This window comes from Aeromonas sp. R10-1 (genome assembly GCF_040908465.1).
In the GTDB taxonomy this organism is placed as follows: domain Bacteria; phylum Pseudomonadota; class Gammaproteobacteria; order Enterobacterales; family Aeromonadaceae; genus Aeromonas; species Aeromonas caviae.
In genome coordinates, this window is record NZ_JBFODT010000013.1 from 130,723 (window position 1) to 154,747 (window position 24,025).

The 24,025-nt window shown below is 65.6% G+C and carries 17 protein-coding genes and 2 tRNA genes; 9 read left to right on the top strand and 10 right to left on the bottom strand.

The window, feature by feature from the left end; translation table 11 throughout:
* Positions 1 to 101 precede the first annotated feature (101 nt).
* Positions 102 to 1,496 carry a replicative DNA helicase gene (dnaB, locus tag AB5Y93_RS05570; RefSeq protein WP_039040054.1) on the top strand — a complete coding sequence of 465 codons (1,395 nt, stop codon included), beginning with the start codon at positions 102 to 104 and terminating at the stop codon, positions 1,494 to 1,496.
* A gap of 138 nt (positions 1,497 to 1,634) precedes the next feature.
* Entirely contained in the window at positions 1,635 to 2,708 is a 1,074-nt protein-coding gene (gene alr, locus AB5Y93_RS05575; protein ID WP_069651807.1) for an alanine racemase, read from the top strand.
* Positions 2,709 to 2,865: 157 nt separating this feature from the next.
* Here alr and putA read toward each other — a convergent pair whose 3' ends face one another.
* Positions 2,866 to 6,813 carry a trifunctional transcriptional regulator/proline dehydrogenase/L-glutamate gamma-semialdehyde dehydrogenase gene (putA, locus tag AB5Y93_RS05580; RefSeq protein WP_368228938.1) on the bottom strand — a complete coding sequence of 1,316 codons (3,948 nt, stop codon included), beginning with the start codon at positions 6,811 to 6,813 and terminating at the stop codon, positions 2,866 to 2,868.
* Between the two features lie 398 nt (positions 6,814 to 7,211).
* On the opposite strand from putA, the gene AB5Y93_RS05585 reads away from it, so the two are divergent.
* The gene (locus AB5Y93_RS05585) at positions 7,212 to 7,649 is read left to right on the top strand and encodes a VOC family protein (protein WP_041211205.1); all 438 of its coding nucleotides are present in this window, start codon (positions 7,212 to 7,214) and stop codon (positions 7,647 to 7,649) included.
* Positions 7,650 to 7,780: 131 nt separating this feature from the next.
* Here the strand turns inward: AB5Y93_RS05585 and fumC are convergent, their stop codons facing one another.
* Positions 7,781 to 9,172 carry a class II fumarate hydratase gene (gene fumC, locus AB5Y93_RS05590; RefSeq protein ID WP_368228939.1) on the bottom strand — a complete coding sequence of 464 codons (1,392 nt, stop codon included), beginning with the start codon at positions 9,170 to 9,172 and terminating at the stop codon, positions 7,781 to 7,783.
* 122 nt (positions 9,173 to 9,294) lie between these two features.
* On the opposite strand from fumC, the gene AB5Y93_RS05595 reads away from it, so the two are divergent.
* Genes AB5Y93_RS05595 through AB5Y93_RS05605 form a run of 3 tightly spaced genes read left to right on the top strand, consistent with a single transcriptional unit; the run spans position 9,295 to position 12,368 of the window.
* Positions 9,295 to 9,723, top strand: a complete 429-nt coding sequence (locus AB5Y93_RS05595) for a MarR family winged helix-turn-helix transcriptional regulator (RefSeq protein WP_010673264.1) — start codon at positions 9,295 to 9,297, stop codon at positions 9,721 to 9,723.
* A gap of 37 nt (positions 9,724 to 9,760) precedes the next feature.
* The gene (locus AB5Y93_RS05600) at positions 9,761 to 10,828 is read left to right on the top strand and encodes an HlyD family secretion protein (protein WP_201955952.1); all 1,068 of its coding nucleotides are present in this window, start codon (positions 9,761 to 9,763) and stop codon (positions 10,826 to 10,828) included.
* Position 10,829: 1 nt separating this feature from the next.
* Complete coding sequence (locus AB5Y93_RS05605; RefSeq protein WP_103858720.1) at positions 10,830 to 12,368, top strand: DHA2 family efflux MFS transporter permease subunit; 1,539 nt, start codon at positions 10,830 to 10,832, stop codon at positions 12,366 to 12,368.
* 66 nt (positions 12,369 to 12,434) lie between these two features.
* Here the strand turns inward: AB5Y93_RS05605 and pepE are convergent, their stop codons facing one another.
* The 3 genes from pepE to AB5Y93_RS05620 form a co-directional block, all read right to left on the bottom strand.
* Positions 12,435 to 13,163 (bottom strand): dipeptidase PepE, encoded by a 729-nt coding sequence (gene pepE / locus AB5Y93_RS05610; RefSeq protein WP_048208247.1) that lies wholly within the window; start codon positions 13,161 to 13,163, stop codon positions 12,435 to 12,437.
* 120 nt (positions 13,164 to 13,283) lie between these two features.
* Positions 13,284 to 13,895, bottom strand: coding sequence for a response regulator transcription factor (locus AB5Y93_RS05615; protein ID WP_368228940.1), 612 nt, complete (start codon positions 13,893 to 13,895; stop codon positions 13,284 to 13,286).
* Position 13,896: 1 nt separating this feature from the next.
* Positions 13,897 to 15,864: a PhnD/SsuA/transferrin family substrate-binding protein gene (locus AB5Y93_RS05620; protein WP_368228941.1), complete on the bottom strand. Its 1,968-nt coding sequence runs from the start codon at positions 15,862 to 15,864 to the stop codon at positions 13,897 to 13,899.
* Positions 15,865 to 16,123: 259 nt separating this feature from the next.
* On the opposite strand from AB5Y93_RS05620, the gene dsrO reads away from it, so the two are divergent.
* Genes dsrO through AB5Y93_RS05635 form a run of 3 tightly spaced genes read left to right on the top strand, consistent with a single transcriptional unit; the run spans position 16,124 to position 21,115 of the window.
* Entirely contained in the window at positions 16,124 to 16,912 is a 789-nt protein-coding gene (gene dsrO, locus AB5Y93_RS05625; protein ID WP_042649144.1) for a sulfate reduction electron transfer complex DsrMKJOP subunit DsrO, read from the top strand.
* Positions 16,902 to 18,008 carry an NrfD/PsrC family molybdoenzyme membrane anchor subunit gene (gene nrfD / locus AB5Y93_RS05630; protein WP_368228942.1) on the top strand — a complete coding sequence of 369 codons (1,107 nt, stop codon included), beginning with the start codon at positions 16,902 to 16,904 and terminating at the stop codon, positions 18,006 to 18,008. Before dsrO ends, nrfD begins: the two co-directional genes overlap by 11 nt.
* Positions 18,008 to 21,115 carry a tetrathionate reductase subunit A gene (locus tag AB5Y93_RS05635; protein ID WP_368228943.1) on the top strand — a complete coding sequence of 1,036 codons (3,108 nt, stop codon included), beginning with the start codon at positions 18,008 to 18,010 and terminating at the stop codon, positions 21,113 to 21,115. Before nrfD ends, AB5Y93_RS05635 begins: the two co-directional genes overlap by 1 nt.
* A gap of 56 nt (positions 21,116 to 21,171) precedes the next feature.
* Here AB5Y93_RS05635 and AB5Y93_RS05640 read toward each other — a convergent pair whose 3' ends face one another.
* The 5 genes from AB5Y93_RS05640 to AB5Y93_RS05660 all read right to left on the bottom strand — a co-directional run bounded on the left by AB5Y93_RS05640 (position 21,172) and on the right by AB5Y93_RS05660 (position 24,019).
* A complete protein-coding gene (locus tag AB5Y93_RS05640; RefSeq protein WP_368228944.1) occupies positions 21,172 to 22,482 on the bottom strand; it encodes an endonuclease/exonuclease/phosphatase family protein in 1,311 nt (436 codons plus the stop codon).
* Between the two features lie 82 nt (positions 22,483 to 22,564).
* Entirely contained in the window at positions 22,565 to 23,296 is a 732-nt protein-coding gene (locus AB5Y93_RS05645; RefSeq protein WP_368228945.1) for an EAL domain-containing protein, read from the bottom strand.
* 113 nt (positions 23,297 to 23,409) lie between these two features.
* Positions 23,410 to 23,682, bottom strand: a complete 273-nt coding sequence (locus tag AB5Y93_RS05650; RefSeq protein WP_319883910.1) for a hypothetical protein — start codon at positions 23,680 to 23,682, stop codon at positions 23,410 to 23,412.
* A gap of 136 nt (positions 23,683 to 23,818) precedes the next feature.
* A tRNA-Tyr gene (locus AB5Y93_RS05655) sits at positions 23,819 to 23,903 on the bottom strand.
* Between the two features lie 31 nt (positions 23,904 to 23,934).
* Positions 23,935 to 24,019: transfer RNA gene (locus AB5Y93_RS05660), tRNA-Tyr, on the bottom strand.
* Between the last annotated feature and the right edge of the window lie 6 nt (positions 24,020 to 24,025).

Below are 24,025 nucleotides of genomic sequence, written 5' to 3' on the forward strand. Positions count from 1 at the left end.
CGTCTTGTCGCCGGATGCGATGACGGGACGTATTAGCACTCGCGATGGCGGGGTTTCTTTTGTAAAATTCCCGTCCCCTTCCCGCTGCGGTTTTTATGTGTATGGCAGAGCAAGTGACGGCGAAAAAAGACGCCAAGACACAACAGCTGAAAGTACCTCCCCACTCTTTTGAGGCCGAACAGTCCGTACTGGGCGGCCTGATGCTGGACAACGAGGCCTGGGATCGGGTCGCCGAACGGGTGATCGACAAGGATTTCTACAGCCGTCCGCACCGCCTGATCTTCCAGGCCATGACCCGCCTCTCCAATGCGGGTAACCCCATCGACCTTATCACTCTGCAGGAGGAGCTCGAGCGCTCCGAGCAACTGGAAGAGGCCGGTGGCTTCGCCTATCTGGTGGAGATCGCCAAGAACACCCCGAGTGCCGCCAACATCAGCGCCTACGCCGAGATCGTGCGTGAGCGGGCGGTGGTGCGGGAGATGATCTCGGTCGCCAACGAGATAGTCGAAGCGGGCTACGAGCCCCAGGGCCGTACCTCCAACGATCTGCTGGATCTTGCCGAGAGCAAGGTGTTCCAGATCGCCGAGCAGCGCACCAGCGCCAACGAGGGCCCCCAGCCGCTCAAGCTCATCCTCGAGCAGACCGTCGACAAGATTGAAGAGCTGTTCAAGACCCCCCACAACGGGGTGACCGGCGTGTCGTCCGGCTACAACGATCTGGACAAGATGACCGCCGGCCTGCAGCGTTCGGATCTGGTCATCGTCGCCGCTCGTCCCTCCATGGGCAAGACCACCTTTGCCATGAACCTGTGCGAGCACGCGGCCCTCACCGCCGACAAGCCGGTGCTGATCTTCTCCCTCGAGATGCCCTCCGAGCAGATCATCATGCGTATGCTCGCCTCCGTGGGGCGCATCGACCAGACCAAGGTGCGGACCGGCCAGCTCGACGACGAGGATTGGGCGCGGCTCTCCTCCACCATGGGGCTGCTGCTGGAGAAGGGGAAGATGTACATCGACGACTCCTCCGGCCTCACCCCGACCGAAGTGCGCTCCCGTGCCCGCAGGGTGGCGCGGGACAACGGCGGCATCAGCATGATCATGGTGGACTACCTGCAACTGATGCGGGTGCCGGCGCTGTCTGACAACCGAACTCTGGAAATCGGTGAAATCTCCCGCTCCCTCAAGGCGCTGGCGAAAGAGCTGCAGTGCCCCGTGGTGGCGCTCTCCCAGCTGAACCGAAGCCTGGAACAGCGTGCCGACAAGCGCCCGGTCAACTCGGATCTGCGGGAATCCGGCTCCATCGAGCAGGATGCGGACTTGATCATGTTCATCTACCGCGACGAGGTCTATCACGACGACAGCCCCGACAAGGGGATCGCCGAGATCATCATCGGCAAGCAGCGTAACGGCCCCATAGGACGAGTGCGGCTCACCTTCCAGGGTCAGTTCTCGCGCTTTGACAACTACGCGGGCCCGGCGTTTGATGATGACTACTAAGTAAGCCGGGAGCCTGCTCCCGGCATCCATAAACAGTTTTCCCGGTTCGACAATTCTGCCGGTCCGGCCTTAGACGATGAGATTTGAGGGCTGACACCACCCGGTGCCTGATTATCATGCCCTCGTAAGGGAAAACAGATGAAAGCGGCTATCGCCCAGATCAATACAGCGGCCCTGCGCCACAACCTCGCTGTGGTCAAACGCCACGCCCCCCAATGCAAGATCATTGCCGTGGTCAAGGCCAACGCCTATGGCCACGGCCTGCTGCCGGTCGCCCGCACCCTTGTGGATGCGGACGCCTACGCGGTGGCCCGCATCGAAGAGGCGCTGATGCTGCGCTCCTGCGCCGTGGTCAAGCCCATCGTGCTGCTGGAGGGCTTCTTCAGCGCCGCCGACCTGCCGGTGCTGGCGGCCAACAACCTGCAGACCGCGGTGCACACCTGGGAGCAGCTCGAAGCGCTGGAGCAGGCGGAGCTGCCTGCTCCCGTGGTGGCCTGGCTCAAGCTCGACACCGGCATGCACCGCCTCGGGGTACGGGCCGAGGAGATGCCCGTCTTTATCGAGCGCCTCGGCAAGTGCAAGAACGTGGTGCAGCCGTTCAACGTCATGACCCACTTCAGCCGCTCCGATGAGCTGGAGCAACCCACCACCCGCGAGCAGATCGACTTGTTCAGCCAGCTGACTGCGCCGCTGTCGGGCGAGCGCGCCATGGCCAACTCGGCAGGCATCCTGGCGTGGCCGGATTCCCACTGCGACTGGGTGCGCCCCGGCGTCATCCTCTATGGCGTCTCGCCGTTCCCCAATACGGTGGCGGCGGATTACGACCTGCAGCCGGTGATGACCCTCAAGACACAACTGATTGCAGTGCGGGATCACAAGGCGGGCGAGCCGGTGGGCTATGGGGCCAACTGGGTGTCGGATCGCGATACCCGGCTCGGGGTGATTGCCATCGGCTATGGCGACGGTTATCCGCGCATGGCCCCCAACGGCACGCCGGTGCTGGTCAACGGCCGCATCGTACCGCTGGTGGGTCGCGTCTCCATGGACATGACGACAGTGGATCTCGGTCCCGGCGCCACCGACAAGGCCGGTGACGAGGCGGTGCTCTGGGGGGAAGGGCTGCCGGTGGAGCGGGTGGCCGACCAGATCGGCACCATTCCCTATGAGCTCATCACCAAGCTCACTTCCCGGGTGTTTATGGAGTATGTGTAGGCGAGTCGCCCCTCATCCCCGACCCTTCTCCCGCGAGGGGAGAAGGGAGAACAAAAAGGCCGCCCCGACAAGGGCGGCCTTTTTCATGGGCGTGTCCCAGAGACGAAAGAACAAGCCCCGCATTGGTGGGGCTTGAGTCTCCGTTACTATGCGGCGCTTAGCCTATGGTCATCAGGCTGGCGTTGCCACCGGCGGCGGCGGTGTTGACCGAGAGGGCGTGCTCGATGAGCAGGCGCTCCAGCGGGATGTCGGTCTCGCCGCGATGCAGGCCGTGCACACCGATGATGGCGCCGTTACGGGCTGCCTGGCGCGCGGCGGCGAGCTTGCTCACCTCCCGCAACTGATCCGAGTCGCCGTGGTGCAGCAGGGCATCGAAGTCCGTCTCCCCCGTGGCCCAGTCCGCCACCAGCGCAATGGGATCCCGCGCCTCGGTCGGCAGGGAAGAGAGCAGGGCGCGTGTCTGGGCATCGTCCGGCAGCAGCACCTGGCTGCCGACCGCCAGACAGGCGGCCAGCTGGGCCAGCAGGTCGGCCTTCTCCTGGGCAAGACAGAGCACCCGTTCCCGGGGCAGCAGGCTGTAGCTGTTGCGCTCGCCGGTGGGGCCGATCAGCAACTGGGTACGGCCGCTCTGGGAGATCGCGGCGTAGTGATCGCACAGGGCGGCGAGGGCCGGATCCTGCTTGCTCGCCCAGTCGCGCAGGGCCACGAGGGGGGCTTTCGCCTCGGCATGCAGGGAACCGGACTCCTGGTGCAGCTGGTTGGCCACCGCCTCCTGGGGACGGGCGCCGAGCAGGCGATACATGTAGAGCGGGCCACCGGCCTTGGGACCGGTGCCGGAAAGCCCTTCCCCACCGAAGGGTTGCACCCCGACCACGGCGCCCACGATGTTGCGGTTGACGTAGAGGTTGCCCACCTTGGCCACATTCACCACCTGGGCGATGGTCTCGTCGATGCGGGTATGGACACCCAGGGTCAGGCCGTAACCGCTGCCGTTGATCTGCTCGAGCAGCTCCCCGAGCCGGGTGCGCGGGTAGCGGACCAGGTGCAGCACAGGGCCGAACACTTCGCGTCCCAGTTCGTCCAGGCTGTCGAGCTCGATCAGGGTCGGCAGCACGAAGGTGCCGCGGCTGCAGGCATCCCCCTGGGTGCGGGCGATCTGGTGCACCTTGCGCCCCTTGTCGCCCATGGCCTTGATGTGGCGTTCGATGTTGGTCTTGGCCTCGGCGTCGATGACGGGGCCGATGTCGGTGGAGAGGTGCTCGGGGCTGCCGACCTTGTACTCGGCCATGGCGCCCTTGAGCATCCGGATCACCCGATCCGCCACGTCATCCTGCACGCACAGCACTCGCAGGGCGGAGCAGCGCTGACCGGCGCTGTCGAACGCCGAGGAGATGACATCCATCACCACCTGTTCGGTCAAGGCGGAAGAGTCGACGATCATGGCGTTCTGGCCGCCGGTCTCGGCGATGAGGGGAGTGGTGCGACCCTGGGCGTCGAGGCGACCGGCCAGGTTGCGGGAGATGATGCCCGCCACCTCGGTGGAGCCGGTGAACATGACGCCGCGCACCCGTTCGTCCGCGATGAGCGCCGCACCCACGGTCTCTCCACGGCCCGGCAGCAGTTGCACCGCACCGGCGGGAACCCCCGCTTCCAGCAGGATGCGCACTGCTTGTGCCGCGATGAGGGGGGTCTGCTCGGCAGGCTTGGCCAGCACCGTATTGCCGGCGGCCAGGGCCGCGCACACCTGGCCGCTGAAGATGGCCAGCGGGAAGTTCCAGGGGCTGATGCAGACCACGGGGCCGAGCGGTCTGTGGGTGTCGTTGGCGAAGTGGTTGCGCGCCTGGGCGGCGTAGTAGCGCAGGAAGTCCACCGCCTCGCGTACCTCGGCGATGGCGTTGGCGAAGGTCTTGCCGGATTCGCGAACCAGCAGGCCCATCAGGGGTTGCAGTTCGGATTCCATCAGATCGGCTGCCCTGTCCAGCACGGCGGCCCGCTCGGCTGGCGGGGTGGACTGCCAGATCTGGCCGCTCGTGAGGGAGCAGGCGAGCGCCTTGTCCACCAGCGCTACCGTGGCTTCGCTCACCTGACCGACGACATCGCGGTGATCCGCCGGGTTGAGCACGGGTTGGAACTGGGTCGGCGCCTCGGTGTCGCAACCCAGCGTGGGCACGGCCTGATAGGCGGTGTTGGTGCTGGCGAGCAGGGCGGCGGAGAGCGACCCCAGGCGGTGCTCGTTCGCGAGATCCAGACCTGCGGAGTTCGGGCGCGCCTCGCCGTAGAGATCCCGTGGCAGGGGGATGCGCGGATGGGGCAGACCCAGGGTCCCTTCACGGGCGGCCATCTGCTCGATCTGCTGCACCGGATCCTGCACCAGATCCGAGAGGGAGATGTTGTTGTCCGCGATGCGGTTGACGAAGGAGGTGTTAGCCCCGTTCTCCAGCAGGCGGCGCACCAGGTAGGCGAGCAGGGTCTCATGGCTGCCCACCGGGGCATAGATGCGGCAGGGGCGACCCAGCTTGCCGTCGGCCACCTTGCCGACCACCTGTTCGTAGAGCGGTTCACCCATGCCGTGCAGGCACTGGAACTCATACTGGCCCGGGTAGTAGTTCTGACCCGCCAGCTGATAGATGGCAGACAGGGAGTGGGCGTTGTGGGTGGCGAACTGGGGATAGATGGCCTCGGGCACCGCCAGCAGCTTGCGGGCGCAGGCGAGGTAGGAGACATCCGTGTAGGGCTTGCGGGTATAGACCGGGTAGCCTTCCAGCCCTTCCTGCTGGGCGCGCTTGATCTCGCTGTCCCAGTAGGCGCCCTTCACCAGACGGATCATCAGGCGGTGACGGCTGCGCTTGGCGAGATCGATGACGTAGTCGATCACATAGGGGCAGCGCTTCTGATAGGCCTGGATGACGAAGCCGATGCCGTTCCAGTCGGCGAGGGACGGATCGAAGCAGAGCTTCTCCAGCAGATCGAGGGAGATCTCCAGGCGATCGGCCTCCTCGGCGTCGATGTTGATGCCGATGTCATACTGCCTGGCGAGCTGGGTCAGGCCCAGCAAGGTGGGGTAGAGCTCCTCCATGACGCGATCGTACTGGGCGCGGCTGTAGCGCGGATGCAGGGCGGAGAGCTTGATGGAGATACCCGGCCCCTCGTAGATGCCGCGACCGTGGGAGGCCTTGCCGATGGCGTGGATGGCCTGCTCGTAGGAGGCCAGATAGCGTTTGGCGTCCTCCTCGGTCAGGGCCGCTTCCCCCAGCATGTCGTAGGAGTAGCGGAACCCCTTGCTCTCCATGCCGCCTGCGTTCGCCAGCGCCTCGGCGATGGTCTCGCCGGTGACGAACTGCTCACCCATCAGGCGCATCGCCATGTCGACGCCCTTGCGGATGAGCGGCTCACCCCCCTTGCCGATGAGTCCCTTGAGGGAGCTGTTCATGCCCGCCTCGTTGTAGGTGGCCACCAGCTTGCCGGTGATGAGCAGACCCCAGGAGGCCGCGTTGACGAACAATGAGGTGCTCTGGCCCAGGTGCTGGCTCCAGTTGCCGCCGCTTATCTTGTCGCGGATGAGGGCATCCCGGGTCGCCTTGTCGGGGATGCGCAGCAGCGCCTCCGCCAGGCACATCAGGGCCACCCCTTCCTGGGAGGAGAGGGAGAACTCCTGAAGCAGCCCCTGCACCAGGCCCTGACGGCCGCTGGCGCTCTTCTGGTTGCGCAGCTTCTCGGCGATGCCCATGGCCAGCTTCTGGGTCGCGTCAGCCTTCTCCTTGGGCAGACGGGCCTGCTCCAGCAGCATGGGGACGGCTTCGGTCTCGGGGCGGCGATAAGCCCCCGTGATGGCGGCCCGCAGCACGGACTGGGGCAGAATGCTCTCGGCAAACTCGAGGAAGACCTGGATGCCCTGCTCGGTCAGGGTCTCGACGGCCTCTTCCCCGGCGGCGGCAGCCAGCCCGGAGTGCTCGGGCGGGGTCAGACCGCGATCCAGTTGCTCCAGATAGGTGAAGATGGCTTGCTTGATCAGCCAGTGGGGAGTGCGATCCAGGGTCTGCGCAGCCTGTTTGAGGCGGTCGCGGGTCGCTTCATCGAGTTTGACGCCGAGGGTGGTAGTGGCCATGGGACTTCCTGTGTCTAGAAGGTAACAATATTACCGGACGGTTAAATTTCGCCGATGATGGTGCAACCAGGTGCAACCTTCAAGCAAGAAATTTTAATGTATTGGTTACATTGTTGAATTCTTCCATGAATCCGGTCTCCATCAGGCTCCTTTCAAGCCCGCCGCTTGTCCGCTTTTCACAGCATTATTAATGGGTTGGCAATGCATCTTATGAATGCCTATATGAGGTGCAACCCACTGCAAATCGGGTTGCACTTTTGCGTGTTCGACCGAACCTGGGTTGTGAGTGCGGCTCCCCCGTGCGCAGAAGGGAGCGGAGCGCCACCTGACAGAGCCCCGTGCTCTTCTATGCTGTTAGCTGGCCACAGGGGCCAGCTATCGGTGACAAGGAGAAACCCATGGCGCGTGTCAGTACCTATCTCAATTTTGCCCGGGAGACGGAGGCTGCTTTCCTCTTCTATCGCGAAGTGTTCGGCGGTGACTTCAGCGGCCCCATCCACAGGTTCAAGGAGTCCCCGGGTTGCCCGGGTCAGCCCCCTCTGTCGGAGGAAGACGGGGAGCTGGTGATGCATGTGGCCCTGCCCATCCTCGGGGGTCACGTGCTGATGGGCACGGATGCTCCGGCCAGCATGGGGTTCACCCTGGTGCAGGGCAACAACAGCTACCTCAACCTGGAGCCGGACAGCCGGGGCGAGACCGATCGCCTGTTCGCAGCCCTGGCCGAGGGAGGCAAGGTGGAGATGCCGCTGGCGGAGATGTTCTGGGGTGACTATTTCGGATCCCTGGTGGACAAGTTCGGCACCCACTGGATGTTCAACTGCCAGAGCAAGACCTGACGGCAGATCTGCAATGAAAAGGGCGCCATGGCGCCCTTTTCATCTTTATTGCCCATCACAGTCCCTATTTGCTGCGCCTGCCACCTGAGCTGGTATGCCCCGGGCATGGGATTGCCGTGCGCTGAGCTGCCTTATGGCGTGCGACCCACCATGTCAGCGGGGATCACCCAGGCATCAAACTGCTCCGCGCTGAGGTGGCCCGAGGCAATGGCCGCCTCCCGCAGACTCAGCCCCTGATGGTGCGCCCGTTTGGCGATCTCGGCCGCCTTGTCATAGCCGATATGGGGGTTGAGGGCCGTCACCAGCATCAGGGAGCGGGAGAGCAGATCGTCGATCCTGGCCTGGTTCGGGGTGATGCCGACGGCGCAGTGGTCGTGGAAGCTCTGCATGCCATCCCCCAGCAGCCGCACGCTCTGCAGGACGTTGTAGGCGATCATCGGCCTGAACACGTTGAGCTCGAAGTTGCCGCTGGCACCGCCGATGTTGATGGCCACATCGTTGCCCATCACCTGGGCGCAGAGCATGGTGAGGGCCTCGCTCTGGGTCGGGTTGACCTTGCCGGGCATGATGGAGGATCCAGGCTCGTTCTCGGGGATGAGCAGCTCCCCCAGCCCGCTGCGGGGGCCGCTCGCCAGCCAGCGCACGTCGTTGGCGATCTTCATGAGGGAGGCTGCCAGCGTCTTGAGGGCACCGTGGGCGTGAACCTGGGCGTCACTCGCCGCCAGGGCCTCGAACTTGTTGGGGGCGCTCACCAGCGGCAGGCCGGTCTGCTCGGCCAGGGTCCTGGCCACCGCCTCGGCAAAGCCGGGAGGGCAGTTGAGGCCGGTGCCCACGGCGGTGCCGCCGAGCGCCAGCTCGCACAGATGGGGCAGGGCGGCCCGTAGATGGCGCTCCCCCTGTTCAAGTTGGGCGACCCAGCCGGAGATCTCCTGGCCCAGGGTGAGGGGAGTGGCATCCTGCAAATGGGTGCGGCCAATCTTGACGATGTGGTCGAAGGCGGCGGCCTTGCCTGCCAGGGTCTGCTTCAGGGCAGCGAGGGCCGGCAGCAACCGCTGCGTGATGGCGGTGACCACCGCCAGGTTCATGGCGCTCGGGAAGACATCGTTGCTGGACTGGCTCTTGTTTACCTCGTCGTTGGGATGCACCAGCCGCGCTTCCCCCCGGGAGCCGCCGAGCAGTTCGCTGGCCCGGTTTGCCAGCACCTCGTTGAGGTTCATGTTGGTCTGGGTGCCGGAGCCGGTCTGCCACACCATCAGCGGAAACTCGGCGTCGTGCAGGCCGCACAGCACCTCGTCGGCGGCGGCCATGATGGCCTGGGCCTTGCGGGCCGGCAGCAGCCCCAGGGCGTGGTTGACCCGGGCGCAGGCGGACTTGATGCGGGCCAGGGCATGGATGATCTCCATGGGCTGGCGCTCCCCCGAGATGTTGAAGTGATGCAGGGAGCGCTGGGTCTGGGCCCCCCAGAGCCTGTCCGCCGGGACGGCTATCTCCCCCAGGCTGTCCCGCTCCATCCTGATATCCATGACGTGTCTCCTGCCGTTGAGGTGGTGGCACCCAGCATGAACCCAAACGGCGGCCGGGGCCAGCTTGCACATGGATACGCTTTGCATATAATAAGTAAAGCTTACTATATGGGTTGCATATCATGAACAAACAACCGGACACTCTTGGCTTTCTCATCGGCGACGTCCAGCGCCTGATGCGCCGCCAGTTCCAGCAGCAGCTGGAGGGAAGCTGTCTCACCCTGGCCCAGGCCAGGGCTCTGGTGCACATTGCACGCAGCGAAGGGATCCGCCAGGTGGATCTGGCGGAGCGGCTCGACATCCAGCCCATCACCCTGGCCCGTCAGCTCGATCAGCTGGCGGAGAGCGGCCTGGTGGAGCGGCGCAGCGACCCCCATGACAGGCGTGCCTATCAGCTCCATCTGACCGAAGGGGCCACCCCCTATCTGGCGATGATCAAACAGGCGTCCGATCTGGTGCATCAGAGGGCCATCGGCGAGCTGGGGGAGGAGGCGACCGAGGCACTGTGCCGCTCCCTCAAGATCCTGCGTGCCAACCTCGGCCACCTCTGATGCTTTCCTGTGATGCCAACCAACGTGGAGCCATATCATGACCACTGATTCCCCCTCTTCCTCCCGTCCCGCCGCCAACCGGCGCCGCACCCGCCTGCTGTTGCTGGTGGTGGTGCCGGCACTGGCCCTGATCGGGGCGGGCGTTATCTACCTGCAAGGCGGGCGCTATGTGGAGACGGACAACGCCTATGTGAAGGCGGACAAGGTCCCCATCAGCACCGAGGTGCTGGGCCGGGTGGCCAAGGTGTTCGTCGAGGAAAACCAGCAGGTCCGGGCCGGCCAGCCGCTGTTCGAGCTGGATCAGGAGTCCTTCCGGGTCGCCGTGGCCAAGGCCGAGGCGGAACTTGCCAAGGTGCGCACCGATCTGGTGGCGTTGCAGACCAGTTATCGCGGCCAGCAGGCGGAGATCGCCGTGGCCCGCACCCGCCATGCCTATGCCCTGAAGGAGGAGCATCGCCAGGCGGATCTGGTGACCAGGCACTTCACCTCCACCGCCAATTACGACGATGCCCGCCAGCTCACCATACAGACCGCCCAGCAGCAGGTGGCGCTGGAGGAGGGGCTCAAGAAGATTGAAGCCTCCCTCAGCGGGGACGTGAACCTGCCGGTGGAGCAGCAGCCCGCCTATCAGGAGGCCGCGGCCGAGTTGGCCAAGGCCAGGCTGGATCTGGCTCGCACCACCATCTATGCCCCCGCCAACGGCATCGCCAGCCAGTTGCCCAAGCCCGGCCAGTACAATCTGGTGGGCATGACCGCCATGATGCTGGTGGAGACCGACACCCCCTGGGTGGAGGCGAACTTCACCGAGACGGAGCTGACCCATGTGCAGCCCGGTCAAAAGGTGGACATCAGTGTGGATACCTACCCCGATGCGCACTGGACCGGGGTGGTGGAGAGCCTGAGCCCGGCCACAGGCTCCGAGTTTTCGGTGATCCCGGCCCAGAACGCCACCGGCAACTGGGTCAAGATCGCCCAGCGGGTGGCGGTGAGGATCAAGCTGGATTCGGGAGCGGATCTGCCCACCCTGAGGGCGGGTCTGAGTGCCACCGCCGAGATAGACACCGGCCATCAGCGCACCCTGCCTGGCCTGTCAGGTCGAGGTTGATATGACGAGCGCAGCCACAGGGCAGGCAGACCAGGCTTCCCGTCGCACCTTCATCACCCTGTCGGTGATGGTGGCGACCATCATGCAGGCGCTGGACACCACCATCGCCAACGTCGCCCTCCCCCACATGCAGGGAGCCATGGGGGCGACCCAGGATCAGATCTCCTGGGTGCTCACCTCCTACATAGTGGCGGCCGCCATCTTCATGCCGCTGACCGGTTTCATCTCGGCAAGAATTGGCCGAAAAAGGCTGTTCATGTGGTCGGTGGCGGGCTTTACCGTCGCCTCCATGCTGTGCGGCGCGGCCCAGAGCCTGGATCAGATAGTGTTGTTCCGCCTGCTTCAGGGGATTTTCGGTGCCAGCCTGGTGCCCCTCTCACAGGCGGTGCTGCTGGACACCTATCCGCCGGAGAAGCACGGCTCCGCCATGGCGCTCTGGGGGATAGGGGTCATGGTGGGCCCCATTCTGGGGCCGTCGCTGGGGGGCTGGCTCACCGAGTACTACAACTGGCGCTGGGTCTTCTACATCAACCTGCCGTTCGGCCTGCTGGCCTGGTTCGGGCTTGCCGCCTTCATCGAGGAGACGAAGATCGATGCCAGCCGCCGCTTCGATCTGCTGGGGTTCGCCCTGCTGAGTCTCGGCATCGGGGCGTTGCAGATGGCGCTGGACAGGGGAGAGTCCCAGAACTGGTTCGCCAGCCGGGAGATCGTCATCGAGACCGCCCTGATGGTGATGGCGTTCTACCTCTTCGTGGTGCATATCTTCACCCACCCGCACCCCTACATAGAACCGGCCCTGTTCCGGGATCGCAATTTCAGCGTCGGTCTGCTCTTCATCTTCATCGTCGGCATCATCTTGCTGGCGACCATGACGCTGCTGCCTCCTTTCATGCAGGGACTGATGGGTTACCCGGTGATCGACGTGGGTTACCTGCTCGCCCCGCGCGGGGTGGGCACCATGGTTGCCATGATGCTGGTGGGCAGGCTGTCGGGCCGGGTGGACGCCCGTTACCTCATCCTGTCAGGGCTGCTGCTCACCAGCTTCTCCATGTGGGAGATGACCCTGTTCAACACGGACATCGGCAGCTGGGACATAGTGCGCACCGGCATCATCCAGGGGCTGGGGCTCGGCTTCATCTTCGTGCCCCTCTCCACCATCACCTTTGCGACCCTGGCGCCGCGCTATCGCAACGAGGGGACGGCGCTGTTCAGCCTGGTGCGCAACATCGGCAGCAGCATCGGCATCTCGGTGGTGATCACCTATCTGGCCCAGCGATCCCAGATGAACCACGAGGCGTTCGCCGCCTACATCACCCCGTTCAATGTCAACCTGCATCAGGGCGGGGGCATGGCGGAGCTGATGACGCCGAAGGGGCTGGCCATGATCAACGGCGAGGTGACCCGGCAGGCCAGCCTGCTCGCCTACCTGCAGGATTTTCGCCTGATGATGTGGGTCAGCCTGTGCGCCGTGCCGCTGGTGGTGTTGCTGAGGGCTCCCGGGCGCAGCGGCTCTCGGGAGGAGATGGCCATTCTGGAGTGAATCACGAAGGGGCGAGCAACAAAGAAAGAGGGATGGCGCAGGCCATCCCTCTGTCGTTTGGCAGGATCAGCGTGCCGGCGTGAAGGGGGTGAGCGCTGCCAGAGGCGCAGCGTCCCCGTATTCCCGGATGGGTTCGCCGTGCTTGAATATCTTGAAGGTCTCGCCCCGGGCACTCCAGTACTCGATGTGATCGCCGCCGATCTGCAACAGGCTCGCCTCGCGCAGGGCCACCACGGATTCGCTCGGGTTGATGGCGCAGAACTCGGCCAGACGCTCGTCCCGGGTCTCCCCCATGTGGCCGCTGATGCTGGCGTCCAGATAGTGGGGGTTGATCTGCACGGGGAAGAGCCCCAGCGCAGGCAGCACCACGGCGCTGCACACCGGCATGTCGTTGGTGGTGCGGATGCTGGGGGTGGCCACGTTGCAGCCGGCGCTCCAGCCCACATAGGGCACGCCCCGCTCGCGCACCGCACGCTGGATGGGGACCACCAGACCATACTCGTGCAGCCGCTGGTTCAGGAGCCAGGTATTGCCGCCGCTGATGAAGATGGCGTCGGCCCGGTTGATGGCATCCACCGGATCGTCGAAGTGATGGATGCTGATGGCGTCCACCCCCAGACTCTCGGTGAGCTCCCGGGCGCGGGCATCCCAGTCGCTGCGGATCACCGCGTAGGGGATGAGCAGGATGCGCTTGACCTGGTTGCGAGCGAGCAGGGTTTGCACCCGGTCGCGGGCCCAGCCGAGCAGGCCGGGGTGTTCTGTGGTTTTACCGTTGCTGAGCAGAAGCAGTTCCATGATGTGTCCTCGAAACAAGGCGCAGGACCCGGGCGATCCTGGTGAAGAGAAGAGGGCACTCTACCGCCATCGAAGCGCCAAATGTGTGATCCCTGCCCGTTTTGTACGGTTGCAGGCCACTCAGGGTTGTTCGTTCACTTTCGCGTAGCGCAGCAGCATCTCGGCGAGAGAGTTCACCGCCAGGCGTTTCATCAGGCTGGCGCGGCACACCTCGACGGTGCGCACCGAAATGCAGAGATCCTGCGCTATCTGCTGGTTCTTGTGGCCCCGGGCGATGAGCTGCAACAACTGGCGTTCGCGCGGGGTGAGGCGCTCAAAGGCGGCCAGCTGGGCGAGGCGGGTGGCCGCACTCAGCGTCGCCTGCTCGGCCCGCTCGATGGCGGCGAGCAGGGGGACCAGCTGCACCGGCTTTTGCAAGAAATCCACCGCCCCCTGCTTGAGGGACTCCACCGCCAGTGGCACCTCGCCGTGGCCGGTGAGAAACAGGATGGCGATGGGGCTCTGGACCGCCTTCAGCCGCTGCTGCACCTCGGGGCCAGAGAGCCCCGGCATGCGGCAGTCGAGGATGAGGCAGGCGGGCTGGTGCAGATCGACCTCTGCCAGAAAGCGCTCGCCATCGGCAAAGCTAAGCAGCTGCCGCTCGTCGCAACTTTCCAGCATGAAGCGCAGGGAGTCGAGCACGGCCTCGTCGTCGTCGACCAGATAGAGCGGGGGGCGGGAGGGGGACGTCATCTCAGTTCCTCGGCATGTCGGTGGATGAAGGGAGGGTTTCGGGGGGCGGCACGGGCAGGGTGACCCGGGCCAGACAACCGTGGGGGCTCAGGTTCTCCAGGCTGAACCGGCCGCGATGGCTCTCGACCACCTCCCGGCAGATGGCCAGCCCCAGCCCCATGCCGTCCGGCTTGTCGCTGTAAAACGCCTGCTGCAGTTCGGTCGCGGGGACCTTCAGGCCGGCGCCGTTGTCGCGGATCTCCAGCAGCAGGCTCTGTGCCTTGAAGGCGATCAGCAGCTCGACCCGGGCAGGCGCCTGCGCCGGTGCCTGCTTAGGGGGGTGAGCAGGAGAGTGAACAGCGGCGCGCGCACTCTTCGCTGCACTCTTAGCTGCCCTCTGCGCCGCTCTCTTCGCCGCACTCTCGGCGCCATTCTTGATGAGGTTGACCAGCAGCTGCTCCACCCCGGTGCCGTCCAGAGGGAGCCGGCGCGGCTGGCCTCGCCAGTGCAGGGTGAAGGCGACGTCGAGCGGCGCCAGCATCTGCTCCAGCAGGGGGCACAGCTCCGCCACCAGGCTGGGCAGGTCGCAAGGCGCGAAGCGGGGAGGGCGCTTCTGCAGCCTGGCTCTGAGCCGGTTGACGGTCTGGGTGATGCGCTGGACCTGGAGCCCTATCTGTTCCAGTGCCTGACGCAGGGAGGCCTGGGCGGCAGCCTGGGCCGGATCCTGTGCCAATTTGTCCAGTCGCAACAAGGCCCCCTGGCTGTAGTTGGCGATGGCGCTGAGGGGCTGATTGATCTCGTGGGCCACGTTGGCGCCCAGCTCGCCCAGTTCGGCGAGCCGTCTGGCCTGTGCCAGCTGGCGTCCCTTCTGCTCGAGCTGGTGGCGGGCTTTGAGCAGCCGGCGCTGGCTGCGGTTGAACAGGTATTGCAGCAGCAGGTGGTGGCCCCCCAGCAGCAGTACCAGCACCAGGGCACCCCAGCCCCACTGCTGATGCTGGCGCAGCCAGTGCCAGGCCGCTTGCCACCAGGGGCCCTGCAGCGGGTGGCGATCCAGCGCCTTGAGCAAGCTGTCGATGGCAAGCTCGCTGGTGGGCACGGTCCAGCCCGCCGAATCGGCGGCGATGGCCGCCTCGCTATCAGCGGGCAGATCGTACAGCGCGCGGGTCACCGCCAGCGCCAGCGCGGGGGAGGCCCGCTCTGTCTTGGCGAAGGACCAGTTGGGGTAGAGCCGGGTCGAGCTCTGGCAACCAAAGCCGGCCGGCGCCTGATCGTCCAGCACCCGAAACGCTCCCCTGGCGACCTTGCCTTCCCGCTCCATGCGCTCCAGCTGACACACCGGCACGATGGCGGCGGCCACCTCGCCAGCCGCCAGCCGCTCGATGAGCCGGTCCAGCGGAAAGCCGGTGAACTGCACGGTGGAGAAGAAGCGCTCCAGCCGAACTCCCTGTTCGCCCGCCTCGAAGCGATAGGCGAGGTAGCCGCCGAAGGCGTTCTCCGAGACGGCGGCGACCGCTTGCCCCTCGAGGTCACGCCAGTGTCGGTAGGGGGTCTGGGCAGGCACCACCAGGGCGGCGCCGATGGCGAGGTTGTCCCCCCCGGCCGGACTCTTGAGGGTGGCGAGCCAGGCCAGCGGATACTGGCGCGCCAGGCTCACCGACTGGCCCGGGTTGGTGATGACGAAATCGAGGTGCTCGCGGGCGACGGCCTCGGCCAGTTCATCGAGCCCCAGCGGATGCAGCACGAAGCGATGGCCGGGCACGCGCTGTGCCAGCCAGCGCAGCAGCGGTTGCCACTGGGCTCTGGCCAGTGCCGGGCCGCGGGTCGCCAGCACGCCGATGCGTATCGGCTCGGCCATAGTCTGCACCGGCGTAGCCTGGGATGGGGTGGATTCCTGTCGGGCCGGCGCTGGCACAGAGGGGGGCGGGGCGGCCTGCACCCGCAGCGGCAGGGCTGACAGGGCGAGCCAGAGCAGCAGGCTGAGCAGGGGCAAGGGAACTGGGGCGTGCAGGGGGCTCTCCTCTCGGTGCAAAGGGGGCAGTCTATCACCGGGACGTGCGCTTGCACGCGAACGGGGCCGGGAGGAGCGGCAAACGCCGCCCCGGTCACAGTTCAGCAGGGCTGGGGCATTTTTTATTGCGCTGGATCAACCCGGCTCCCGGTATGTGGAAAACCACAATAGAGGCGACTTCCTGCGTTGAGGACAATCGGCCCAACCCCTTTCAAGCCAGCTCAGCAGAAGGAAAGACGCCATGGAGCCCAGCAAGCGCCGATTGTTATCCGGGATCGCCGCCCTCACCGCAGGGGCGGCCCTGATCCCCGTCACCCAGGTTCAGGCGCAGTCCGTTCCCGCTCCCCGCAACGGGCGGGCGGCCATCAGCCGGGGGGACGGGCGCAAGCGTTACGGCATGCTGATCGACCTGCGCCGCTGCGTCGGCTGTCAGGCCTGCACCGTGGCCTGCACCATCGAAAACCAGCCTCCACTCGGCCAGTTTCGCACCACGGTGAGCCAGTACGAGGTGAGCGACGTGGCCGCCCTCGAGGCTCCCGCCTCCCTCTTGATGTTGCCGAGGCTCTGCAACCACTGCGCCGAGCCCGCCTGCCTCGATGTCTGCCCCACCGGTGCTACCTTCCAGCGCGACGACGGCATCGTGGTGGTCAACAACGACTGGTGCGTCGGCTGCGGCTACTGCGTGCAGGCCTGCCCCTATGACGCCCGCTTCATCAACCACGAGACCAACACCGCCGACAAGTGCACCTTCTGCGCCCATCGGCTAGAGGCGGGGCTCTTGCCCGCCTGCGTGGAGAGCTGCGTCGGTGAGGCGCGCATCATAGGCGATTTGAACGACCCCAAGAGCCGGATCAGCCGCTTGCTGCGCGAACACGAGCCGGCCCTCAAGGTGCTCAAGCCGGAGGCCAATACCCAGCCGCGGGTCTTTTATCTCGGCATGGACGAGGCCTTCGTCAGCAAGGTCGACGGCAACCCGGCCCTGCGCACCCTGCTCACCGACGATGGCAAGGAGATAGCCCATGGTCATTAACGAACTGTTGGCCCCGGCTCAGCCCATCACCTGGCTGCCCTGGGCGGTGCAATATTTCTTCCTCATCGGCCTCGCCTATGGGGCCCTCTGGCTTGGCGCGTTTGAGCTGTGGCGCAAGGCGCCGGACCCGCGGCTGCAGACCCAGGCGGCGGTGCTGATGGTGGCGGCCGGCCTGGTGGCCCCCATCGCCCTGACCGCGGATCTGCACCAGCCGGCCCGGGCCTGGCACTTCTACGCCCAGACGCGTTTTGGCTCCGTCATGTGGTATGGCGCCTATCTGCTGCCGCTGTTCAGCCTGCTCTCCATGCTGCTCGGCTGGCTGCTGCTAAGGCCAGCCCTGGCCCGGCGTGGTGCAGAAAGGGACAAGCTAGCCCGCCTTGCTCGGCTGCTCTGTCTGGGAAGCTGGTCGGGGCACGTTTGGCTGCGGCCCCTCTCCCTGCTGGCGGCCGTGAGCGGGCTCAGCATCGCCCTCTACACCGGGCTCGAGACCATGGCGGTGGCGGCGCGCCCGCTCTGGCATACCCCCTGGTTGCCCTGGCTGCTGGCCCTGAGCGCCGTGCTGGGGGCCCAGAGTGCCCTGCTGCTGCTCAACCGCTTGTTGGCGGGCTGGCATGCCCAGACCGAGTCGACTCTGCTGCGCCAGAGCGGCTGGACGTTAGGCCTGCTGGCGCTCTCCCTGCTGGGCTGGGCCCTGTTTGGCGGCGCCTCGGCGGCAGAGGCCGCGGCCCTCTATCGGCTCGACCCGAGCTGGCGGCTGGCGGCCCACTGGCTGTTGCTGACCCTGGGGCTGGCCAGCCTGCTGATGCTGCTGCGGCCCAGGATCTCTGCCCGCCTGGCACTCTGGGGGCTGGCGCTGCTGGGGCTGCACCTGGTGTGGGGCCTGCGCTGGCTGGTGCTGATCCAGGGGCAGCTCGCGCCCAAGTACGGGGCCGGCGTCTATCTCTATGAAATTGCCTGGGGCCCGGCCGGTGTGCTCGGCATTCTCGGCACCTTCGGTCTGCTGCTGGCCCTGCTGGTGGCCCTCTCGGAGCTGGTGCACCCCTCTGCTTCCTCTGCCATCAAGGCATCCACAACTTTTGCACGCGAGGCACTCTGATGGATCACAGCAAACGCAAGTTTCTCAAGGGCGCCGCCATCGCCGGTGGCACCGGATTGTTCGTCGCCGGTTACAGCGACACCCTCAAGCAGGTGGCGACTGGCCTCGCCACCGGCAGCTCGGGCAAGCCGACCCGGGATCCCATCCATGGCAACTCGCTGGCCGTGGAGTACCGGGTTGACGAGCGGGGGGAGCTGCACTCCAACCCGGCCCAGCGAGTTGCCAACACCATGTGCCTCGGCTGCTGGACCCTGTGCGGAGTGCGGGCTCGCATCGACAACGAGCGCGACCAGATAGTGCGGATCCTGGGCAACCCCTATCACCCCCTCTCCGCCCGCCACCACATCGACTTCAAGACCCCGGTCAAACAGGCGCTGCTCGCCACCAGTGGCTACCAGGAAGGGGGGCTGGACGGGCGCTCCACCGCCTGCGCCCGGGGCAACGCCATGCTGGAGCAGCTCGACAGCCCGCAGCGAGTCACCCGCTGTCTCAAGCGGGTGGGGCCCCGTGGCAGCGGCCGCTGGCAGAGCATCCCCTTCGAGCAGCTGGTGGCCGAGGTGGTGGAGGGGGGGGATCTGTTTGGCGAGGGCCAGGTTGAGGGGCTGCGGGCCATTCGCAACCTCGCCGAGCCGCTCGACCCGGCCAACCCGGAGTACGGCCCCAGGGCCAACCAGCTGCTGGTGAGCAACGCCTCGGACGAGGGGCGAGATCATTTCATCAAGCGCTTCACCTTCAACAGCTTCGGCACCCGCAACTTCGCCAACCACGGCGCTTACTGCGGCCTGTCGTTCCGGGTCGGGGCCGGCGCCCTGCTGGACGATCTGGAGAAGAACGCCCACCTCAAGCCTGACTGGGACGAGAGCGACTTCCTGCTGTTCATGGGCACCTCGCCCCAGCAATCGGGCAACCCCTTCAAGCGTCAGTCCCGTCAGCTGGCGGCAAACCGGGCGCGACCGGGCAAGCCGTTCTCCTACGTGGTGGTGGCCCCCAGCCTGCCCAACACGGTGAACATGCCGTCCGCCCCTGCCAACCGCTGGCTGCCCATCCGCCCTGCCACCGACTCGGCGCTGGCCATGGCCATGCTGCGCTGGATCATCGACAACCAACGCTACGCCGAGTCTTTCCTGACGGCACCCAATGCAGCTGCCGCCGAGCGGGCTGGCTATCGCGGTTTTTGCAACGCCAGCCATCTGGTGCTCTGCGACGAGTCCCACCCGCGCTTCGGCCAGATGCTGCGGGCCAGCGATCTCGGCTTGCCCTTTGATGGGGAAGCCTATGGGGAGGGGGACGCCATGCTGGTAGAGGAGGCGGGCAGCGGCGAGCCGAGACCTGCCGGTCAGTGTGAGCGGGCCAACCTCTGGGTGGATCGCACCATTCCGGGCCCCAAGGGGGAGTTCATGGTCAAGAGCAGCTTCCAGCTGCTGGCCGAGGCGTGCCGCGAGCACTCCCTCGCGCAATACAGCGCCGAGTGCGCCGTGCCGGTGAGTGATATCGAGGCGCTGGCGCGGGAGTTCACCAGCCACGGCACCCGCGCGGCGGTGGTCTCCCATGGCGGCACCATGAGCGCCAACGGCTTCTATTCGGCCTGGGCCATCATGATGCTCAACGTCATGGTAGGGAACTTGAACGCCCGGGGCGGCGCCGTGGCGAGCGGCGGCAAGTTCGATCCCTTCGGGGCAGGGCCGCGCTACGATCTGGCGAGCTTCCCGGGCATGGTCAAGCCCGCCGGGGTCTTCCTGTCGCGCTCCAAGTTCCCCTACGAGAAAACTTCCGAATATCGGCGCAAGCGCGAGGCGGGTCAGAATCCCTATCCGGCGCAAGAGCCCTGGTTCCCCATCTCCGGCCCCTTGCTCGGCGAGCACCTGACCGCGGCGGTGAACGGCTACCCCTACCGGCTCAAGGCCTGGATCAACCACATGGGCAACCCCCTCTACGGCCAGGCCGGGCTCAGCAAGGCCATCGGCGAAGAGCTCAAGGACCCTGCCGTGCTGCCCCTTGTGGTCAGCATCGACAGCTTCATCAACGAGTCGTCGGCGCTGTCGGACTACCTGGTGCCGGATACCCTGACCTACGAGTCCTGGGGCTGGGCCACCGCCTGGCACGGGGTGATGACCAAGGTCTCCACCGGCCGCTGGCCCATCGTGGAGCCCCGTGTTGCCAAGACGACCGAGGGGGATCCGGTCTGCATGGAGTCCTTCTTCATCGCGGTGGCTAAACGGCTGGGGCTGCCGGGCTTTGGCGAGGGGGCGCTCAAAGGGGCGGACGGCAAGTTGCACGGCTTGAACCGGGCGGCGGACTTCTCCCTCTACGGCGCGGCCAACGTCGCCTATCTCGGCGAGCCGGTGCCAGCCATAGATCCGGAGGATCTCGCCTGGTCCGGGGTGGAGCGGATCCTGCCAGTGCTGAACGCCACCCTGAGCGCGGAGGAGGCGGGCCGCGCCGCCTATCTCTTCGCTCGCGGCGGGCGCTTCGAGCCGGCGGCCAAGGGGCGCGACGAAGCGGGTCAGCCGAGCAAGCGTTGGCCCAAGCCGCTGATGGTGTGGAATCCCGAGGTGGGCAGCCGCCGCCACAGCCAGAGCGGCCAGTTCTTGAGCGGCACCCCGCGCTTCTTCCGCCCCCAGCTGGCGGACGGCACGCCGCTCAATGAGGCGTTCAAGCCGGCCCAGTGGCCGCTGCTGCTCACCAGCTACAAATCCCACACCATGAGCTCCATGAGCATCGGCTCGGATCGCCTGCGCCAGGTGAACCCCAGCAACCGGGTGCGGCTCAATGCACAGACGGCGGCGCAGTTGGGCATCGAGAGCGGGGACAGGGTGCGAGTCAGCACCCCGGATGGCAGCGTGATCGGGGTGGCCGAGTGCGTGGCCGGGGTGCAGGCGGATGCCATCGCCATCGAGCACGGCTTCGGCCACAAGGAGCTGGGGGCGCGGGAACACTGGATAGATGGCCAGAAAGTGGTCGCCAATCCGCTGCGCGGAGCCGGGGTCAACCTCAACGATCTGGCGGTGCTGGATCCCAGCCGCCATGGCCGCTACCCCCTAGTGGACTGGGTCATCGGTTCGTCGGCCCGCCAGGGGCTGCCGGCCCGGGTGGAGAAGCTGGTATGACGATCCAATGAAAACGGGGCCTGCGGGCCCCGTTGCTTGTCTGCTCTGCGTCACTGTCACAGTTTGAAGTCGACCCACACCAGGCGGTGATCCGAGCTGACGCCCTTGGCGATGCCCAGCTTGGCGTCGTACACCAGGTGGTAGCCCGGCTCGAAGCTGGCCGGCCAGAACACGCCGGAGGCGACCGCGTTCAGGTTGGCGGAGGGCAGCACGTGGTCGAGCTGCAGGCCGCTGCTGCTGGTAATGCGCTCCGGGGTGGGGCGGTTATTGTTGCGCTTGCACTGATCCGGCTGGCTGGCGAGGCACTCGGGGCCGCCCTGGCTGACCGGGATCAGGGCGCCGTTGGTGACGGCCTGATTGACCAGCACATGGTTGTGCAGATCCTGAATGGCGGTCAGGTCGCCATCGCCAATCTGGGGATCGGCGTTGAGATCGCCGGCGATGACGAACTTGGCGCCCTCGGCCAAGCCACCGGCCTTGCCGGCGTCATCCACCATGTAGCCAGCCCCTGCCACATAGTCCTGCCAAAAGGCTATCTCCGCACGGTTGCGTTTGACGTTGTGGCGCGCCGCGTTGCCGAAGATGGGCGGGGTCGGGTGGGAGATAAGGAAGTGGAGCACCTCCTCCCTGTCTCCCTGCCTGATGCGCACCGGCACGTCGGCGTGGTTCTTTGAGGAGAGGGGGAGCGCCTGCCAGGCGGCGTCGTCATACCAGGCATCGCCACACTGGCGGCCGCTCGGGATCGGTGCCCTGGGGTTGTGGCAGTCGTCGATGACGGGGTTCGCTTCGCCCGGCATGTCCTTCCACTTGAATTTCTGGAAGGTGCGGATCTGCTTGGTATCGATGGGGTACTGGGACATCACGGCGAAGGCGTACTGGCCGTGGTAGTTGCCAAAGCCCCAGGCGTCGTCCGGCCCATTGTTGACCTTGCCGTCCAGGTTGAGGTCATGGCCGCTCATCAGGCCGGTGTTGGTGGCGAAGTTCTGCAGCACCGGGTAGCTGATGGCCTTCACCTCGTCGTGCTGGGCGTGGGCCAGGTAGTTGTCGTTGAAGGCTTTGAGGTCCGTGGTGTCGCTGCCCTTGCCGTCATTGTCGAATTCGCTCAGCAGCAACACATCCGGCCGGGTGCGCTGGATGATTTCGGCGATGTTGCGGATCTGCTGCACGTCGAGGGCCTTGGTCTTCTCGGCGCCGCTCAAGGTGCCGTCGGCGAGGCGGACCAGCAATGCATCCTGTTCGGTGCGACTGAGGGCCAGTTCACCGGCGAGCATGCCGGCGGCGGTGCGATCGAAGGAGAGGTTGAAGGTAGCGAAGCGAACCATGGGGGTCGGGGTCTCGGAGTCATTTTGGCTGTTACAGCCTGCCATCAATCCGAGGGAAATGGCAGCACCCTGCCGAATTTCATGGGAAAGGTGCCCGGGTTTCCCCCGTGACACGCAAGCGCTCGGCTCAGGCCCAGCGGGAGAGAGGGGAGGGAATGGCGTAGGCGTAGCCCTGCTGGTAGTCGCAGCCCAGCCGGTTCGCCACCTCGATATGGGCCTGGGTCTCCACTCCCTCGCACACCACGGCCATGCCGAGTCGTTGCAGGTATTTCACCAGCCCCGTCAGCATGTTGAGGGCGTGGGTGCTGCGTACAGCCTGGAGCAGCAGGGAACGATCCAGCTTCACGATCTCGTAGGGGAGCATCATCAGGCGCTGGAAGTTGCATGCCAGGGAGCCGAAGTCGTCACAGGCGATGTGGGCGCCATGGGCTCGCAACACCTCGATCATCTCCCTGTGCTGGTGCTTGATCCTGACGTGTTCCAGCACCTCGAACCAGATGGCGATCCCCAGCTTGCGGGCCTGGAGCAGCATCAGCAACAGCAGATTGCGGTAGGTGGGGCTGGAGAGCGCCGGATTGAGGTTGATGGAGAGTGCATAGGGGCCTTTTTGGGCGAGCACGGGCAGATCGCGCATGATGGCCCTGAGCATGACGATATCCAGGTGCAGGGCATCATCCTCGCCGAGGGCGGCAAAATCGATGCCCTGATAACCCTGGCTGCCGGCATCCCAGCGCCTGGCCAGCACCTCATACCCCTTGACCTGACGATCCTGGCCGATGATGGGCTGATAAAAGGGGACGACGATATCCGCCATGCTGACCATGGCACTCACGGGATACTCTTCTTTGAACGCAAACATGGCCTTCACCTGACGGGAACATGGCTGCGCATCATACAGGGAGGGTCTAAAGGGAGGCTGTAGGAATAGTCTGATAATGAGCCCTGTTTGGGTGTGGGCAGGAAGAGAGGGGGTCAGGGAAGGGCATGGCCCTGTGCAGGTTCGGCGCCAGCCAGGGGGGTTGCGTGCATGGCCTGGGCAAGCCAGGACCAGTCGAGCATGGGGGAGCCCGCCTTGAAGCGCTGATAGGCGCATCCCTGACGGATGGTCAGGAAGAGGGTGCTCGGCAGGCCGAGGCGGTTGAGGTAGCGCACCATCACGTCTCCCTGGTAATCCCGCAGCCGCAGTTGCAGCTCGGGCAGTGTCAGCCCGTGCTCGCGACCCGTTTCATCCCAGATTTCAAACATCTGTGTGCACTCCTTGCGACATGAGGCTCCACTGTTTCTAAAAAGTGCGGGAAGGGCAATTGTCAGATCTGACAGCGCCATATGGATTCTATCCAGAAAAGCGAAAACCCGGCGTGAGGCCGGGTTGTCTGAAGGATGGTGGAGGGAGAAGGATTCGAACCTTCGAAGGCAGAGCCGTCAGATTTACAGTCTGATCCCTTTGGCCGCTCGGGAACCCCTCCACAGGGGCATTACATATTGTGTTCAGGAAGATGGTGGAGGGAGAAGGATTCGAACCTTCGAAGGCAGAGCCGTCAGATTTACAGTCTGATCCCTTTGGCCGCTCGGGAACCCCTCCACGGGG